The following is a 16,100-nucleotide window of genomic DNA, read 5'->3' as shown; positions in this document are numbered from 1 at the left end:
GGGGTGCCGGGGGACTGCCCCCGGCACCCCTTCCCGGACGACTACCGGCCGTTGAAGGCGTCCTTCAGGCGCGAGAAGAGGCCCTGCTGGCCCGGCGCGAACTGGCCGGACGGCCGCTCCTCACCGCGCAGCATCGACAGCCGGCGCAGCAGCTCCTCCTGCTCGGCGTCGAGCTTGGTGGGCGTCTGCACCTCGACGTGCACTATCAGGTCGCCACGGCCGCCGCCGCGCAGGTGGGTGATGCCCCGGCCGTGCAGCGGGATCGACTGGCCGGACTGGGTGCCGGGCCGGATGTCGACCTCCTCCAGCCCGTCCAGGGTCTGCAGCGGCACCTGGGTGCCGAGCGCGGCGGCCGTCATCGGGATGGTGACGGTGCAGTGCAGGTCGTCCCCACGCCGCTGGAAGACGCTGTGGGCGGTCTCGGCGATCTCGACGTACAGGTCGCCGGCCGGGCCGCCGCCGGGGCCGACCTCGCCCTCGCCGGCCAGCTGGATCCGGGTGCCGTTGTCGACACCGGCCGGGATCTTGACCGTCAGGGTGCGGCGGGCCCGCACCCGGCCGTCGCCGGCGCACTCGGGGCAGGGGGTCGGCACGACGGTGCCGAAGCCCTGGCACTGCGGGCACGGGCGGGAGGTCATGACCTGGCCCAGGAAGGAACGGGTGACCTGGGAGACCTCGCCCTTGCCGCGGCACATGTCGCAGGTCTGGGCGGAGGTGCCGGGGGCCGCGCCCTCACCGTTGCAGGTGGTGCAGGTGACGGCGGTGTCGACCTGGAGTTCCTTGGTGGTGCCGAAGGCGGCCTCCTCCAGGGTGATCTCCAGCCGGATCATGGCGTCCTGACCGCGGCGGGTGCGCGAGCGCGGGCCGCGCTGGCCGGCCGCGGCGCCGAAGAAGGCGTCCATGATGTCGGAGAAGCCGAAGCCCGCCGCGCCGGCGCCGAAGCCGCCCGCGCCACCGCCGCCGCCGGGCGACAGCGGGTCGCCGCCGAGGTCGTAGACCTGGCGCTTCTGCGGGTCGGAGAGCACCTCGTAGGCGGCGTTGATCTCCTTGAACCGCTCCTGCGTCTTCGGGTCCGGGTTGACGTCCGGGTGCAGTTCGCGTGCCAGGCGCCGGAACGCCTTCTTGATCTCGTCCTGCCCCGCATCCCGTCGGACGCCGAGTACCGCGTAGTAGTCCGTGGCCACCAAATGCTCCGCTTGTTCCGCCTGTAGTAGTGCGACTGGACACCGCCGCCGGACATCCGGCGACGGTTTTGCTTGCTACGACTCGGCCAGGATCTGGCCCACGTACCGTGCCACCGCTCGCACCGCCCCCATTGTGCCCGGGTAGTCCATCCGGGTCGGTCCGATCACACCCAGTTTGGCCACGCTCTCGTCGCCCGAACCGTAGCCGACCGAAACGACCGAGGTGGAATTCAGCCCTTCGTACGCGTTCTCCCGCCCGATCCGGACCGTCATCGCGGGGTCCGCGGTCTCACCCAGGAGGCGGAGCAGGACCACCTGCTCCTCCAGTGCCTCCAGCACCGGCTGGATGGTGAGCGGGAAGTCGTGCCCGAAGCGGGTCAGGTTGGCCGTGCCGGCCAGCATGATCCGCTCCTCGTTCTGTTCGGCGAGCGCCTCGAACAGCGTCGCCAGGACCGTACTGACGGTCGGCCGGTCGGTCTGCTCGAAGGCCGCCGGCAGCTCCTCCAGGAGGCCCGGGACGTCCGGCAGCCGCTGGCCCGCCGCCCGTGCGTTGATCCGGGTCCGCAGGTCCGCCAGGACCGTCTCGCCGACGGTGCCCGGGCAGTCGATCATCCGCTGCTCGACCCGGCCGGTGTTGGTGATCAGCACCAGCATCACCTTGGCCGGGGCCAGCGCCACCAGCTCGATGTGCCGGACCGTGGAGCGGGTGAGCGAGGGGTACTGCACCACGGCGACCTGCCGGGTCAGCTGGGCGAGCAGCCGCACCGTGCGCCTGACCACGTCGTCCAGGTCGACGGCGCCGTCCAGGAAGTGCCGGATCGCCCGGCGCTCCGGGGAGCTCATCGGCTTGATCTCGGCGAGCTTGTCGACGAACAGCCGGTAGCCCTTGTCGGTGGGGATGCGCCCGGCGCTGGTGTGCGGCTGGTGGATGTACCCCTCCTCCTCCAGCGCCGCCATGTCGTTGCGGACCGTCGCCGGGGACACCCCCAGGTTGTGCCGCTCCACCAGGGCCTTGGACCCGACCGGCTCCTCGGTGCCCACGTAGTCCTGGACGATCGCGCGCAGCACGGCGAGCTTGCGGTCGTCCAGCTGGCGGACCTCACCGGCCATGGGGCACGCACCTCCGTCTTCGCACGTTGTCCGTCTGTGATGCTGCGAGCCGCTCCTCCCGGAGGGCCCCGACCTTGGCACTCTGCACGCACGAGTGCCAAAACCGTACGTGCCAGTGTACGGCCCGGCCCCTACCGCAGGAACGGCCCGGCCGGGGTGATCCTGCCCGCAGTTCCGGACGGCCACCGCGACACTCCGCGTGCGGGGGGTGGTGCCCCGGGGCCGTCCGGGTGGCAGCATCGAAAGCGACGGCGAACGGAGGAGCAAGAGATGTCGAGCTCGGGCCAGCACACCCGTTTCGCGCCCGACCGCGGCCTGACCAGCCGCATGGTCGCGACGATGTTCGTGATCGGGCTGCTGTACGTCGGCTTCACGGGCCTGCTGATCGCGCTGCTGCGCGGGGCCTGGCCGCTGATCGTACTGATCTCCGGCGGGCTGTTCGTGGCCCAGTTCTGGTTCAGCGACAAGATCACCGAGCGGGCCATGGGCGCCCGGCCGGTGACCGCGGAGCAGTTCCCCCAGCTGCACGGCACGGTCGACCGGCTCTGCGCCCTGGCCGACATGCCCAAGCCCCGGGTGGCGGTCGCCGACAACGACATGCCCAACGCCTTCGCCACCGGCCGCAACCCGCAGAACGCCGTGGTGTGCGTCACCACCGGCCTGCTGCGCCGGCTCGAACCGGAGGAGCTGGAGGGCGTCCTCGCGCACGAGCTGTCGCACGTCGCCCACCGGGACGTCGCGGTGATGACCATCGCCGGCTTCCTCGGCGTGCTCGCCGGGGCGATGACCCGGATCGCCATGTACGGCGGGTTCATCGGCGGCAACCGCAACAGCAACGACCAGAACGCGGCCATCGCGGCGCTGGTCATCCCGCTGGTGTCGATGGTCGTCTACGCCATCAGCTTCCTGCTCACCCGGCTGCTCTCCCGCTACCGTGAGCTGGCCGCCGACCGGGCCGCCGCCCAGCTCACCGGCCGCCCCAGCGCCCTGGCCTCCGCCCTCACCAAGGTGACCGGGCAGATCGCCGCCATCCCCACCGAGGACCTGCGCCGCTCCCAGCCCTACAACGCCTTCTACTTCGCCCCCGCGCTGAGCGCCCGGGAGACCGCCTCCCAGCTGCTCTCCACCCACCCGACGCTGGAGAAGCGACTGGCCCAGCTGGCGAAGATCTCCGAGCAGCTCGGCCGCTGAACACCCCCGCCTGCTTCGAAAGGACCGCCGTGGGATTCCTGGACGCCCTGTTCGGCCGCACCAAGCCCGTCAAGCCCGACCTCGACCAGCTGTTCGGCCTGCCGTCCGCCGCGCTCACCCTGGAGGCCGGGGCCGGGTTCCTGCCCACCGGACTCGGCTCGGTCTGCTTCGCGGCCGTCGAGGGCGCGGCCTTCGTCCAGGTGGAGCAGCAGGTCCGGGCGCTGCTGGACGCCGACACCGAGCGCGGTGGCGTCCCGGTGGAGGCCTCCAAGGACGGCTACGGCTACTCCTGGCTGCTCGCCCGGCACACCCCCGACGAACTGCCGGAGCTGGTGAACGACCTCCACGCGGTCAACAGCGAACTCGAGGCGAACGGCTTCGGTCCGCAGCTGCTCTGCTCGCTGGTCGCCTTCCGTAACGGGGAGGGCCAGTCGCTGGCCCTGGTCTACCTCTACAAGCGGGGCACCTTCTACCCCTTCGCCCCGATGCCGGGCGGCGGCGAGCGGCGCAACAGCCCGCTGGAGCTGCAGGTCAACGCGATGCTGGGGAACGACCTGCGGCTGGAGAAGGACCTCAGCCGCTGGTTCCCGGTCTGGGGCGCGCCCGGCCTCTGACGGGCCGTCCTATAGTCGCCCCCATGCGCAGCCACCAGTACGGACCCGACCTCACCCCGCCGTGGAAGAAGCAGCAGCCCGCGCCCGAGGTGCCCGCCGAGCGGGACCTGGTGGTGGAGGAGGCGGCCACCGGCTTCTGCGGGGCGGTGGTGCGCTGCGAGAAGACCGCCGAGGGCTTCACCGTCACCCTGGAGGACCGGTTCGGCAAGCACCGGGTCTTCCCGATGGTCCCGCGCGGCTTCCTGCTGGAGGGCAGGGTCGTCACCCTGGTCCGCCCCGCCGGCCCGGCCCCCTCCCGCGCCCCGGGCCGTACGGCCTCCGGCTCCGTCGCCGTCCCCGGGGCCCGTGCCCGGGTCGCCCGCGAGTCCCGGATCTACGTCGAGGGCCGGCACGACGCCGAACTGGTCGAACGGGTCTGGGGCGACGACCTGCGCATCGAGGGTGTCGTGGTCGAGTACCTCCGGGGCATCGACGACCTCCCCGCGATCGTCGCCGACTTCGCCCCCGGCCCCGGCCGCCGCCTCGGCGTCCTGGTCGACCACCTGCTCCCGGGAACGAAGGAGCAGCGGATCGCCGCCCAGGTCACCGGCGACTCGGTCCTGGTCGTCGGACATCCCTACATCGACATCTGGCAGGCCGTGAAACCGTCCTCCGTCGGCATTTCCGCCTGGCCCGCCGTCCCCCGCGGCGAGGACTGGAAGGAGGGCACCTGCCGCCGCCTCGGCTGGCCGGTGGACACCCCGGCCGCCTGGAAGCACATCCTGTCGAAGGTGAACAGCTACAAGGACCTGGAACCCGAACTCCTGGGCCGGGTCGAGGAGTTGATCGACTTCACGACCCTGCCGGGTCAGGAGTAGGTCTGGAACTCCGAGGTGTCCAGGGTGATGTCGAGCAGGTCCACCCGAATCGGGTCACCGAATTTGGTGGTCCGCTCGGACCAGTACACCGGGAGTCCCGACGGCGTGTCGGTGGTCAGGTCCGTGAGGAGCACGCACACGCCCTTGAGCGGATCGACGATGAGGTACGCCGGAATGCCACCCTGGGCGTACATCTCACGCTTGATCCGGTAGTCCCGGTGCACGCTGGTCTTGGAGACCACCTCGACCACGAGGGTCACCGCGGAGGCGGACAGCAGACGGCCCGCCTCCGGGACGACACCACGCTCGAAGACGACCAGATCCGGTTGGGGTTCGCTGGCCTCACCGGAGATGATCAGGTCCTGGGTCTGGAGTGCCCGCCACCGGGCGTACGGAGTCTGATGCTGAATCGCGGAGACGATGAGGTTGCGGACCATGTCCGGCCCGGCCATCATCACGATTTCCCCCCTGATGAGTTCGGCCTTGACGCCTTCCGGCACCTCCAGGTTCTCGAAGATCCCGGTCATCCGATCATCGATGGCGGTCATCGCACGCTCCCTCCGACGGCTGACGCCCACGTTAACGAATGTCAGTCCACGAGGTCACGCACGACCGCGTCCGCCAGCAGGCGGCCCTGGAGGGTGAGGGCGGCGCGGCCCCGCTCGTAGGGCTCGGGGGCGAGGAGGCCGTCGGAGAGGGCCTTGGTGGCGGCCTTGCGGCCCGTCCCGGTCAGCAGGTCGAGCGGGACTCCCTCCACCAGGCGGAGCTCCAGCAGGATGCGCTCGACCCGGCGGTCCTCGTCGCTGAGGACCTCGCGGCCCTGGGCGGGGGTGCGGCCCTCGGCGAGGGCCTGGGCGTAGGCGGCGGGGTGCTTGGCGTTCCACCAGCGGACGCCGCCGACGTGGCTGTGGGCGCCGGGGCCGGCGCCCCACCAGTCGGCGCCGGTCCAGTAGAGCTCGTTGTGGCGACAGCGGCCCTCGGGGGTGGTGGCCCAGTTGGAGACCTCGTACCAGCCGTAGCCGGCCGCGGCGAGGGCCTGCTCGGCGATGAGGTAGCGGTCGGCGTGCACGTCGTCGTCGATCATCGGCAGTTCGCCGCGCTTGACCCGGGCGGCCAGCCGGGTGCCCTCCTCGACGATCAGGGAGTACGCGGAGACGTGGTCCGGCCCGGCGCCGATCGCGGCGTCCAGGGAGGCCCGCCAGTCGTCGTCGGACTCGCCGGGGGTGCCGTAGATCAGGTCGAGGTTGACGTGCTCGAAGCCGGCGGCGCGGGCCTCGGCCACACAGGCCTCGGGGCGCCCCGGGGTGTGGTGGCGGTCGAGCAGCTGGAGGACGTGCGGGCGGGCGCTCTGCATGCCGAAGGAGATCCGGTTGTAGCCGCCCTCGCGCAGTTCGCCCAGGTACGCCGGGTCGACGGACTCCGGGTTGGCCTCGGTGGTGACCTCGGCGTCCGGGGCGAGCCCGAACTCCTCGCGCAGCGCGGCGAGCATCTTCACCAGGTCCCGGGCCGGCAGCAGGGTGGGAGTGCCTCCGCCGAGGAACACCGTCCGCACCGGCAGGTCGGCGTCGCCCAGCACCTTGCGGGCGAGCCGGATCTCGGCGACCACGTTGTCCGCGTAGGTCTCCTGCGAGGCAACCGCCCCGGAGGAGCGCAGTTCGGTGGCGGTGTACGTGTTGAAGTCGCAGTAGCCGCAGCGGCTGGCGCAGTACGGCACGTGCAGGTAGAAGCCGAACGGCCGCCGGCCCAGCCCGGTGAGGGCGTCGGTGGGCAGGGAACCGTCGGACGGCACCGGTTCGCCGTCGGGAAGTGCGGAGGGCATGACCCCATTGTCCCGTACGGCCCGCGAACCCCCGCGCGGGCCGTACGGGAGCGGGGCTCAGGCCTCGTTGGTGCCCGCGTACATCGCCGCCACGGCGTCCGCGTAGGTCCGCTCGACCACCGGGCGCTTGATCTTCAGGCTGGGGGTGAGCTCGCCGTGCTCGATGTCGAGGTCGCGCGGCAGCAGGTGGAACTTCTTGATCGTCTGCCAGCGCTGGAGGTCGCCGTTGACCCGCTTGACGAAGCCCTCGATCAGCTGGTGCACGGCCGGCTCGACGGCCAGCTCGGCGTAGCTCTTCCCGGCCAGGCCGTGGTCGGCGGCCCACGGCATCAGCACCGACTCGTCCAGGCCGATCAGCGCGGTGCAGTAGTTGCGGCCGTTGCCGATCACCAGGATGTTGCTGACGAACGGGCAGACCGCCTTGAACTTGCCCTCGACCTCGCTGGGCGCCACGTACTTGCCGCCGGAGGTCTTGAACAGGTCCTTCTTGCGGTCGGTGATCCGCAGGAAGCCGTCGGGGCTGAGCTCGCCGATGTCCTCGGTGTGGAACCAGCCGTCCGGCTCCAGCACCTCGGCGGTCTTCTCCGGCAGGTTGTGGTAGCCGCGCATGACGCCGGGGCCGCGCAGCAGGATCTCGCCGTCCTCGGCGATCCGCACCTCGGTGCCGGGCAGCGCGCGGCCGACCGTGCCGATCCGCACGTCCTCCTTGCGGTTGACGCAGGAGCCGGCGCTGGTCTCGCTCAGTCCGTAGCCCTCCAGGATCGGCACCCCGGCGCCGAGGAAGAAGTAGCCGATCTCGGGGGCGAGCGCGGCGCTGCCGGAGACGGCGCCGCGCATCCGGCCGCCGAAGGCCGCCCGGATCTTCGCGTACACCAGCTTGTCGGCGAGCGCGTGCTGCAGGCGCAGGCCGAGCGGGGCGCTCTCGGCTCCGGTGGCGATCCGGTTCTCCTGGACCACCCGGGCGTACTCGCGGGCGACCTGGGCGGCCCACATGAAGATCTTGTACTTGGCGCCGCCCTCGGCCCGGGCCCGGCCGGCGATGCCGTTGTACACCTTCTCGAAGATGCGCGGCGCCGAGGCCATCACGGTGGGGCGGATGACCGGCAGGTTGTGGATGATCCGGTCGACCCGGCCGTCCACCGCCATCACGTGGCCGGTGGCGATCTGGCCGGAGATCAAGGTCTTGCCGAAGACGTGCGACAGCGGCAGCCACATGAACTGCACGTCGTCGGGGCCGAGCAGGCCGCTGGCCTCCTGGGCCTTGCCCTCGTACGCCCAGCAGTCGTGCACCAGGCGCACGCCCTTGGGGCGGCCGGTGGTGCCGGAGGTGTAGATGAGGGTGGCCAACTGCTCCCGGTCGAGCGCCGCGACGGCCTTCTCGACCGCGTCCGGGTGCTGCTCCAGGTACTCGGCGCCGCGCCGTTCCAGCTCGGCCAGGGTGATCAGGTCGAGGCCGGCCGTCCGGAGTGTCTCCGGCCGGGGCGCCCCGGCGGGCACGTCGAAGAGGATCACGGTGCGCAGCTCGGGCAGCTGGTCGATGTGGTCGACGGCCTTGGCCAGCTGGGCGGCGTTCTCGGCGAACATGGCCCGGGAGCCGGAGTTGGAGAGGATGAAGGCCGTCTCGTCCGCGTTGGTGCTCGGGTAGATCGTGGTGATGGCCGCGCCCGCGCACATGGCGCCGAGGTCGGCGAGGATCCATTCGAGCCGGGTGGAGGCGGCCAGTGCGACCCGGTCCTCCGGCTGGATGCCCAGCGCCATCAGGCCGGCGGCCACCGCCTTGACCCGGACGGCGGTCTGCGCCCAGGTGAGCGAGCGCCACTGCTCGGCGCCGGGCGCGCCGTCCGCGGCCTGCTCGTCGACCGTCACGGGGTGGCGGTAGGCCTCGTGGTTGGGCGTCGCGGCGACGCGTTCGAGGAAGAGGTGGGCGACGGAGGCGGGACGCCCGGCGACGATGTCGGCTTTGCCGGAGTCGATCAGGGACTGCGCGGAACTCAACGAGGACCTCCGGGGGCGGGTGGCCGTCTGAGGGATTGTCGCGGCGTCCGTGGGGGCGGCCGCCGGGCCCGTTAACCTGAGCGGTACCGGTCAGTAACAAGGGCGTAGTCAGCAGCCTAGGGGGAAACCGGTCATTCCGTAAGGGGTCGAATCCAGCTGGCACGCCATCACGGGCCCGATGCCCGGCACCGCGGACGCAATGGCAAAGGCCCGGCAAACCTCGGCCGGACAGCCCCGGAATCGTCTGGACGACGCCACAGAACCACGAGAATTGGGGTGCGAACCCGACCGGCGACGACAAGAGTGTGCCAGTGCTGATCAGACTGCTCCGGGCGTACCTACGCCCCTACTCCCGACCGATCACCCTGCTGGTGGTCCTCCAACTGGTGTCCACCCTCGCGGCGCTCTACCTGCCGACGCTCAACGCCGACATCATCGACAAGGGCGTGGTCAAAGGCGACACCGGCTACATCCTGCGCCTGGGCGCCGTCATGATCGGCGTCACCCTGGTCCAGGCACTGTGCTCGATCGGCGCCGTCTACTTCGGCGCCCGCACCGCGATGGCCTTCGGCCGCGACGTCCGCGCCGCCGTCTTCGACCGGGTGCAGAGCTTCTCCGCCCGTGAGGTCGGCCAGTTCGGCGCCCCCTCCCTGATCACCCGCACCACCAACGACGTCCAGCAGGTCCAGATGCTGGCCCTGATGAGCTTCACCCTGATGGTCGCCGCACCGATCATGTGCGTCGGCGGCATCATCATGGCGCTCAACCAGGACGTCCCGCTCTCCGGACTGCTGCTCGCCGTCATCCCCGCGCTCGGCGTGGTCGTGGTCCTGCTGGTGCGCGCCCTGCGGCCCAAGTTCCGCAGCATGCAGGTGAAGATCGACACCGTGAACCGGGTGCTGCGCGAGCAGATCACCGGCATCCGGGTCATCCGCGCCTTCGTCAAGGACGACCACGAGCAGGCCCGCTTCGCCGACGCCAACGAGGACCTCACCCACACCGCCCGGCAGGTCGGCCGGCTGATGTCCGTCATGTTCCCCGCCGTGATGCTGGTCGTGAACATCTCCAGCGTCGCCGTGCTCTGGTTCGGCGCCCACCGCATCGACAGCGGCGACATGGAGATCGGCGGGCTCACCGCCTTCCTCTCCTACCTGATGCAGATCCTGATGAGCGTCATGATGGCCACCTTCATGTTCATGATGGTGCCGCGCGCCGAGGTCTGCGCCGAGCGCGTCCAGGAGGTCCTGGACACCTCCTCCAGCGTCGTCCCGCCCACCGCCCCGGTCACCGAACTGCTGCGCCGCGGCAACCTGGAACTGCGCGACGTCGACTTCCGCTACCCCGGCGCCGAGGCCCCGGTGCTGCGCGGCATCGACCTCACCGCCCGCCCCGGCCAGACCACCGCCATCATCGGCTCCACCGGCAGCGGCAAGTCCACCCTGCTCGGCCTCGTCCCCCGGCTCTTCGACGCCACCTCCGGCCAGGTCCTGCTCGACGGCGTGGACGTGCGCGAGCTCTCCGCCGACGCCATCGCCGACAGCGTCGGCATCGTCCCGCAGAAGCCGTACCTGTTCACCGGCACCGTCGCCAGCAACCTCCGCTACGGCCGCCCCGACGCCACCGACGAGGAACTCTGGCACGCCCTGGAGATCGCCCAGGCCAAGGAGTTCGTCGAGAAGCTCGCCGAAGGCCTGGACGCCCCCATCGCCCAGGGCGGCAGCAACGTCTCCGGCGGCCAGCGCCAGCGCCTGGCCATCGCCCGGGCCCTCGTGCGCAGGCCCGACGTCTACCTCTTCGACGACTCCTTCTCCGCGCTCGACTACGCCACCGACGCCAAGCTGCGCAAGGCCCTCGCCCGCGAGACCGCCGACGCCACCGTCCTGATCGTCGCCCAGCGCGTCTCCACCATTCGCGACGCCGACCGGATCATCGTCCTCGACGAGGGCGCCGTCGTCGGCACCGGCACCCACCACGAACTGATGGCCGACAACCCGACGTACCGGGAGATCGTGCTCTCCCAGCTCACCGAGCAGGAGGCGGCGTGACCACCCCAGCAAAGCCCGCCGGGAACCCCGCCGGGCCGGCGGCCTCGGCCGCGCCCGGACCGGCGTCCGGCAAGCCCGCCGGGAAACCCCAGGACCAGCTGCCCAGCGACTCCCAGGCCGCCGCCGCCCGCCGCGGCCCGGCCGGACCGGGCCGCTTCATGGGCGGCCAGGGCGCCGAGAAGTCCATGGACTTCAAGGGCTCCGGCAAGCGCGTCCTCGGCCTGCTGCGCCCCGAGCGCAAACTGCTGGCCGGCGTCCTGCTGCTCGGCGTCCTCGGCATCGGCTGCGCCGTCACCGGCCCCAAGATCCTCGGCGACGCCACCGACCTGATCTTCGCCGGCGTCATCGGCGCCCGCTTCCAGCCCGGCACCTCCAAGACCGAGGTCATCGAGGGCCTACGCGCCCACGGCCAGGGCGGCATCGCCGACCTGCTCTCCGTCGTCGACTTCACCCCCGGCCACGGCATGGACTTCGGCGCCATCGGCTCCGTCCTGCTCTGGGTGCTCGGCATCTACCTCGCCTCCGCCGGCTTCGGCATCCTCCAGGGCCAACTGGCCACCAAGGCGATCCAGTCGGCCAGCTACCGGCTGCGCCAGGACGTCGAGGCCAAGCTCGCCCGCCTGCCGCTCAGCTACTTCGACAAGCAGCCGCGCGGCGAGGTGCTCAGCCGGGTCACCAACGACATCGACAACATCGGCCAGTCCATGCAGCAGACCATGGGACAGGTCGTCAACTCGCTGCTCACCGTGGTCGGCGTGCTGGCGATGATGTTCTGGATCTCCTGGCTGCTGGCGCTGATCGCCCTGGTCTCGGTGCCGCTGTCGGTGGTCGTCGCCGCCAAGGTCGGCAAGCGGGCCCAGCCGCAGTTCGTCCAGCAGTGGAAGTCCACCGGCCAACTCAACGCCCACATCGAGGAGATGTACACCGGCCACACCCTGGTCAAGGTGTTCGGCCGCCAGCGCGAGTCCGCCGAGACCTTCCGCGAGCACAACGACGCGCTGTTCCACGCCAGCTTCCGCGCCCAGTTCATCTCCGGGATCATCCAGCCCGCGATGATGCTGATCGGCAACCTGCAGTACGTACTGGTCGCGGTCGTCGGCGGCCTGCGGGTGGCCAGCGGCTCGCTGTCCATCGGCGACGTCCAGGCCTTCATCCAGTACTCCCGGCAGTTCAGCCAGCCGCTCACCCAGGTCGCCAGCATGGCCAACCTGGTGCAGTCCGGGGTCGCCTCCGCCGAGCGCGTCTTCGAACTCCTCGACGCCCCCGAGCAGAGCCCCGAGCCGGCCATGCCCGAGAAGCCGGACGCGGTCCACGGCAGGGTCTCCTTCCAGGACGTGTCCTTCCGCTACGACCCCGACAAGCCGCTCATCGACGACCTCTCGCTCAAGGTCGAACCCGGCCAGACCGTCGCCATCGTCGGCCCCACCGGCGCCGGCAAGACCACCCTGGTCAACCTGCTGATGCGGTTCTACGAGGTCAGCTCCGGACGGATCACCCTCGACGGCGTCGACATCGCCGCGATGTCCCGCGAGGACCTGCGCTCCGGCATCGGCATGGTCCTCCAGGACACCTGGCTGTTCGGCGGCACCATCGCCGACAACATCGCCTACGGGGCCGGGTCCGCCACCCGCGAACAGGTCGTCGAGGCCGCCAGGGCCGCCCACGTCGACCGCTTCGTCCGCACCCTCCCGGACGGGTACGACACCGTCATCGACGACGAGGGCACCGGCGTCAGTGCGGGCGAGAAGCAGTTGATCACCATCGCCCGGGCCTTCCTCGCCCAGCCGTCGATCCTGGTCCTGGACGAGGCCACCAGCTCGGTCGACACCCGCACCGAGGTGCTCATCCAGCGGGCCATGGCGCGGCTGCGCACCGGCCGCACCAGCTTCGTCATCGCCCACCGCCTCTCCACCATCCGGGACGCCGACGTCATCCTGGTGATGGAGAACGGCTCCATCGTGGAGCAGGGCTCGCACGACGAGCTGATCGCCGCCGACGGCGCCTACGCGCGGCTCTACCAGGCGCAGTTCGCGGAGGCCGTGGCCGAGGTCGACTGACCGACCGACCGGCCGGCTGGCCGGCTGGCCGGCCGGCCAGCTGACCGGCCGATCGGTCTCCGGCCGGGTCCGGACACGCGGAAGGGCCCCGGGGTGATCGCCCCGGGGCCCTTCCGTCGTTGCTACTTCTTGTCCTTCGGCGACTCGGCGTCGGTGGACAGCGCCGCGATGAAGGCCTCCTGCGGGACCTCCACGCTGCCGACCATCTTCATCCGCTTCTTGCCTTCCTTCTGCTTCTCCAGCAGCTTCCGCTTGCGGGAGATGTCGCCGCCGTAGCACTTGGCGAGGACGTCCTTGCGGATCGCCCGGACCGTCTCGCGGGCGATCACCCGGGAGCCGATGGCGGCCTGGATCGGCACCTCGAACTGCTGGCGCGGGATCAGCTTCTGCAGCTTGCCGGCCATCATCACGCCGTAGCCGTAGGCCTTGTCCTTGTGCACGATCGCGGAGAACGCGTCCACCGCGTCACCGTGCAGCAGGATGTCGACCTTGACCAGGGCGGCGGTCTGCTCGCCGATGGGCTCGTAGTCGAGCGAGGCGTAGCCGCGGGTCTTGGACTTCAGCTGGTCGAAGAAGTCGAAGACGATCTCGGCGAGCGGCAGGGTGTAGCGCAGCTCGACCCGGTCCTCGGACAGGTAGTCCATGCCCTGGAGGCTGCCGCGGCGGGACTGGCAGAGCTCCATGATCGCGCCGACGAACTCGTTGGGCGCGAGGATGGTGCCGCGCACGACCGGCTCGTACACCTCGGCGATCTTGCCGGACGGGAACTCGCTCGGGTTGGTGACGGTGTGCTCGGTGCCGTCCTCCATCACCACCCGGTAGACCACGTTCGGGGCGGTGGAGATCAGGTCGAGGTTGAACTCGCGCTCCAGGCGCTCCCGGATGATCTCCAGGTGCAGCAGGCCGAGGAAGCCGCAGCGGTAGCCGAAGCCCAGCGCGACCGAGGTCTCCGGCTCGTACACCAGGGCGGCGTCGTTCAGGCGCAGCTTGTCCAGGGCGTCGCGCAGCAGCGGGTAGTCCGAGCCGTCCAGCGGGTACAGGCCGGAGAACACCATCGGGCGCGGGTCCTTGTAGCCGCCGAGCGGCTCGGTGGCGCCCTTGTGCATCGAGGTGATCGTGTCACCGACCTTGGACTGCCGGACGTCCTTCACACCGGTGATGATGTAGCCCACCTCGCCGACGCCCAGGCCGTCGGCGACCTTCGGCTCGGGCGAGATGACGCCGATCTCCAGCAGCTCGTGGGTGGCGCCGGTGGACATCATCTGGATGCGCTCGCGCTTGGTGAGCTGGCCGTCCACGACACGGACGTAGGTGACGACGCCGCGGTAGGAGTCGTACACCGAGTCGAAGATCATCGCGCGGGCCGGGGCGTCCGCGGCGCCGACCGGGGCCGGGATGGTGTTGACGATGTGGTCCAACAGGTCCTCGACGCCGAGGCCGGTCTTGGCGCTGACCTGCAGCACGTCCGAGGGGTCGCAGCCGATGATGTGCGCGATCTCCGCCGCGTACTTCTCCGGCTGGGCGGCCGGCAGGTCGATCTTGTTGAGGACCGGGACGATCGTGAGGTCGTTCTCCAGCGCCAGGTACAGGTTGGCGAGGGTCTGCGCCTCGATGCCCTGGGCCGCGTCGACCACCAGGATGGTTCCCTCGCAGGCCGCGAGGGAGCGGGACACCTCGTACGTGAAGTCCACGTGGCCGGGGGTGTCGATCATGTTGAGGATGTGCGTCGTCCCGGCGTCCGGCCCGGTCTTCGGGGCCCACGGGAGGCGGACCGCCTGCGACTTGATGGTGATGCCGCGCTCACGCTCGATGTCCATGCGGTCGAGGTACTGGGCACGCATCTGCCGGGGGTCGACGACGCCGGTGATCTGCAGCATCCGGTCTGCGAGCGTCGACTTGCCGTGGTCGATGTGGGCGATGATGCAGAAGTTGCGGATCAGCGCCGGGTCGGTACGGCTGGGCTCTGGCACATTGCTGGGGGTCGCGGGCACCTTGGTCCGATTCTCCGTTGGTCCGGGGCCGGGGGTGTCCGGATCATCGCTGACCGGCTATCCCGGGGACCGGACAGTCTCGTCCGATCGAAATAGTTCCTCCCATCTTCCCACGACCTCGGCACCGGACACCGTTCGGGCACCTCGCAGTGTTCCGTGCGCTGTTCCGTCCCCGGTCGCGAAGGGGGCAGGATGGCCTCCCGTGATCCTGGAAAGCGCCCTGCTCGACGTCCTGCCCGGCCGGGAGGACGAGTTCCTCGCCGCCTTCGCCGAGGCCCGTCCACTGATCGCCGTCCAGCGCGGGTTCCGCACCCTGCGGCTGCACCGCTGCCTGGACGAGGGGCGCGGCTCCCGCTTCCTGCTCCAGGTGGAGTGGGAGACGCTCGCCGACCACACCGAGGGGTTCCGCGGCTCGGCCGAGTACGGGCGGTGGCGGGAGCTGCTGCACCGGTTCTACCGGCCGTTCCCGGAGGTCGAGCACTACGGGGAGCCGGTGCTGAGCGCCTGAGCCGGCGGCCGGTGCGGCGGCCGGACCGCCGGCTGGACCTCCGGCTGGACGTCCGGCCCGGCGGCCGGTTTGGGGCGGGCGGTGGGCCCCTGGTAGCGTGGTCAGCTGCACCTGGCCTCGGCATGCCCTCTCAGCTGGTCCGACGGCCATCAGGCGCAGCCCGTTCAAACCTTTTAGACAAGACTGAGGCTCCTTCGTGGCGAACATCAAGTCCCAGATCAAGCGCAACAAGACCAACGAGAAGGCGCGCCTGCGCAACAAGGCCGTCAAGTCCTCGCTGAAGACCGCTCTGCGCAAGGCCCGCGAGGCCGCTGCCGCCGGTGAGACCGAGAAGGCCGCCGTGCTGGCCCGCGCCGCCTCCAAGGCGCTGGACAAGGCCGTGAGCAAGGGCGTCATCCACGCCAACCAGGCCGCCAACAAGAAGTCGGCCATCACCAAGCGCGTCAACGCGGCCGCCCAGGCCTGACGCCGCCGGGGGCTCCGGCCCCCACCGCCTCCGGACGAACCGGCCCTCTACCCGGACTCCAGAGGCGTGCCAGACTCGCACCGCACGCGGCCTGCGTTCGCCACGCGGGTGCGGTGCACACCAGCTGTACGGCAGGCGCCGCAGTCGGCCTCTTCGCAGAGGCCGACTGCGGCGCCTGTCGCGTTCCGCGCCCCGGCCGCTATGGTCGATCACGCGCGACCGAGGATGCGGGGGGGCATCCCGAGCGCAAGTCCCGAGGGGGG

General features: G+C 70.8%; 13 protein-coding genes. 7 read left to right on the top strand and 6 right to left on the bottom strand.

All coding sequences use genetic code 11. The features are described from left to right. Positions 1 to 41: 41 nt before the first annotated feature. Positions 42 to 1,184 carry a molecular chaperone DnaJ gene (gene dnaJ, locus HS99_RS33305; protein WP_030283907.1) on the bottom strand — a complete coding sequence of 381 codons (1,143 nt, stop codon included), beginning with the start codon at positions 1,182 to 1,184 and terminating at the stop codon, positions 42 to 44. Between the two features lie 75 nt (positions 1,185 to 1,259). Further along, positions 1,260 to 2,294 carry a heat-inducible transcriptional repressor HrcA gene (hrcA, locus tag HS99_RS33300; RefSeq protein ID WP_030283905.1) on the bottom strand — a complete coding sequence of 345 codons (1,035 nt, stop codon included), beginning with the start codon at positions 2,292 to 2,294 and terminating at the stop codon, positions 1,260 to 1,262. Between the two features lie 270 nt (positions 2,295 to 2,564). Here hrcA and htpX point away from each other — a divergent pair, with 270 nt between their 5' ends. Genes htpX through HS99_RS33285 form a run of 3 tightly spaced genes read left to right on the top strand, consistent with a single transcriptional unit; the run spans position 2,565 to position 4,956 of the window. Then, the gene (gene htpX, locus HS99_RS33295; RefSeq protein ID WP_030283903.1) at positions 2,565 to 3,485 is read left to right on the top strand and encodes a zinc metalloprotease HtpX; all 921 of its coding nucleotides are present in this window, start codon (positions 2,565 to 2,567) and stop codon (positions 3,483 to 3,485) included. Positions 3,486 to 3,514: 29 nt separating this feature from the next. Then, positions 3,515 to 4,099 (top strand): PspA-associated protein PspAB, encoded by a 585-nt coding sequence (gene pspAB / locus HS99_RS33290; protein WP_030558031.1) that lies wholly within the window; start codon positions 3,515 to 3,517, stop codon positions 4,097 to 4,099. A gap of 23 nt (positions 4,100 to 4,122) precedes the next feature. After that, on the top strand, positions 4,123 to 4,956 hold the full coding sequence (locus tag HS99_RS33285) for a DUF3097 domain-containing protein (RefSeq protein ID WP_030558033.1): 834 nt from the start codon (positions 4,123 to 4,125) through the stop codon (positions 4,954 to 4,956). Here HS99_RS33285 and HS99_RS33280 read toward each other — a convergent pair. The 3 genes from HS99_RS33280 to HS99_RS33270 are packed head-to-tail and all read right to left on the bottom strand — an operon-like array spanning position 4,947 to position 8,770. Further along, entirely contained in the window at positions 4,947 to 5,504 is a 558-nt protein-coding gene (locus tag HS99_RS33280; RefSeq protein WP_030283894.1) for a Uma2 family endonuclease, read from the bottom strand. The genes HS99_RS33285 and HS99_RS33280 overlap by 10 nt on opposite strands. A 41-nt stretch (positions 5,505 to 5,545) precedes the next feature. Beyond that, a complete protein-coding gene (gene hemW, locus HS99_RS33275) occupies positions 5,546 to 6,775 on the bottom strand; it encodes a radical SAM family heme chaperone HemW (protein WP_030283892.1) in 1,230 nt (409 codons plus the stop codon). A gap of 57 nt (positions 6,776 to 6,832) precedes the next feature. Further along, entirely contained in the window at positions 6,833 to 8,770 is a 1,938-nt protein-coding gene (locus tag HS99_RS33270) for an AMP-dependent synthetase/ligase (protein WP_030283890.1), read from the bottom strand. Positions 8,771 to 9,081: 311 nt separating this feature from the next. Here HS99_RS33270 and HS99_RS33265 point away from each other — a divergent pair, with 311 nt between their 5' ends. After that, the gene (locus HS99_RS33265) at positions 9,082 to 10,815 is read left to right on the top strand and encodes an ABC transporter ATP-binding protein (protein WP_030283888.1); all 1,734 of its coding nucleotides are present in this window, start codon (positions 9,082 to 9,084) and stop codon (positions 10,813 to 10,815) included. Positions 10,816 to 10,973: 158 nt separating this feature from the next. Beyond that, a complete protein-coding gene (locus HS99_RS33260; RefSeq protein WP_191898877.1) occupies positions 10,974 to 12,872 on the top strand; it encodes an ABC transporter ATP-binding protein in 1,899 nt (632 codons plus the stop codon). A 122-nt stretch (positions 12,873 to 12,994) separates the two neighbouring features. On the opposite strand, the gene lepA is transcribed toward HS99_RS33260, so the two are convergent. Continuing rightward, complete coding sequence (gene lepA, locus HS99_RS33255) at positions 12,995 to 14,863, bottom strand: translation elongation factor 4 (RefSeq protein ID WP_030283884.1); 1,869 nt, start codon at positions 14,861 to 14,863, stop codon at positions 12,995 to 12,997. 202 nt (positions 14,864 to 15,065) lie between these two features. Here lepA and HS99_RS45985 point away from each other — a divergent pair, with 202 nt between their 5' ends. Together HS99_RS45985 and rpsT are read left to right on the top strand one after the other, a co-directional pair. Continuing rightward, entirely contained in the window at positions 15,066 to 15,371 is a 306-nt protein-coding gene (locus HS99_RS45985; RefSeq protein ID WP_030283882.1) for an antibiotic biosynthesis monooxygenase family protein, read from the top strand. Positions 15,372 to 15,567: 196 nt separating this feature from the next. Continuing rightward, entirely contained in the window at positions 15,568 to 15,837 is a 270-nt protein-coding gene (rpsT, locus tag HS99_RS33245) for a 30S ribosomal protein S20 (protein WP_030283880.1), read from the top strand. The last annotated feature ends 263 nt before the right edge of the window (positions 15,838 to 16,100 follow it).

Source organism: Kitasatospora aureofaciens, from assembly GCF_001188955.3.
In the GTDB taxonomy this organism is placed as follows: domain Bacteria; phylum Actinomycetota; class Actinomycetes; order Streptomycetales; family Streptomycetaceae; genus Kitasatospora; species Kitasatospora aureofaciens.
Note: the sequence above shows the minus strand (reverse complement) of the source record. Positions and strands in the feature narration are given on the sequence as shown.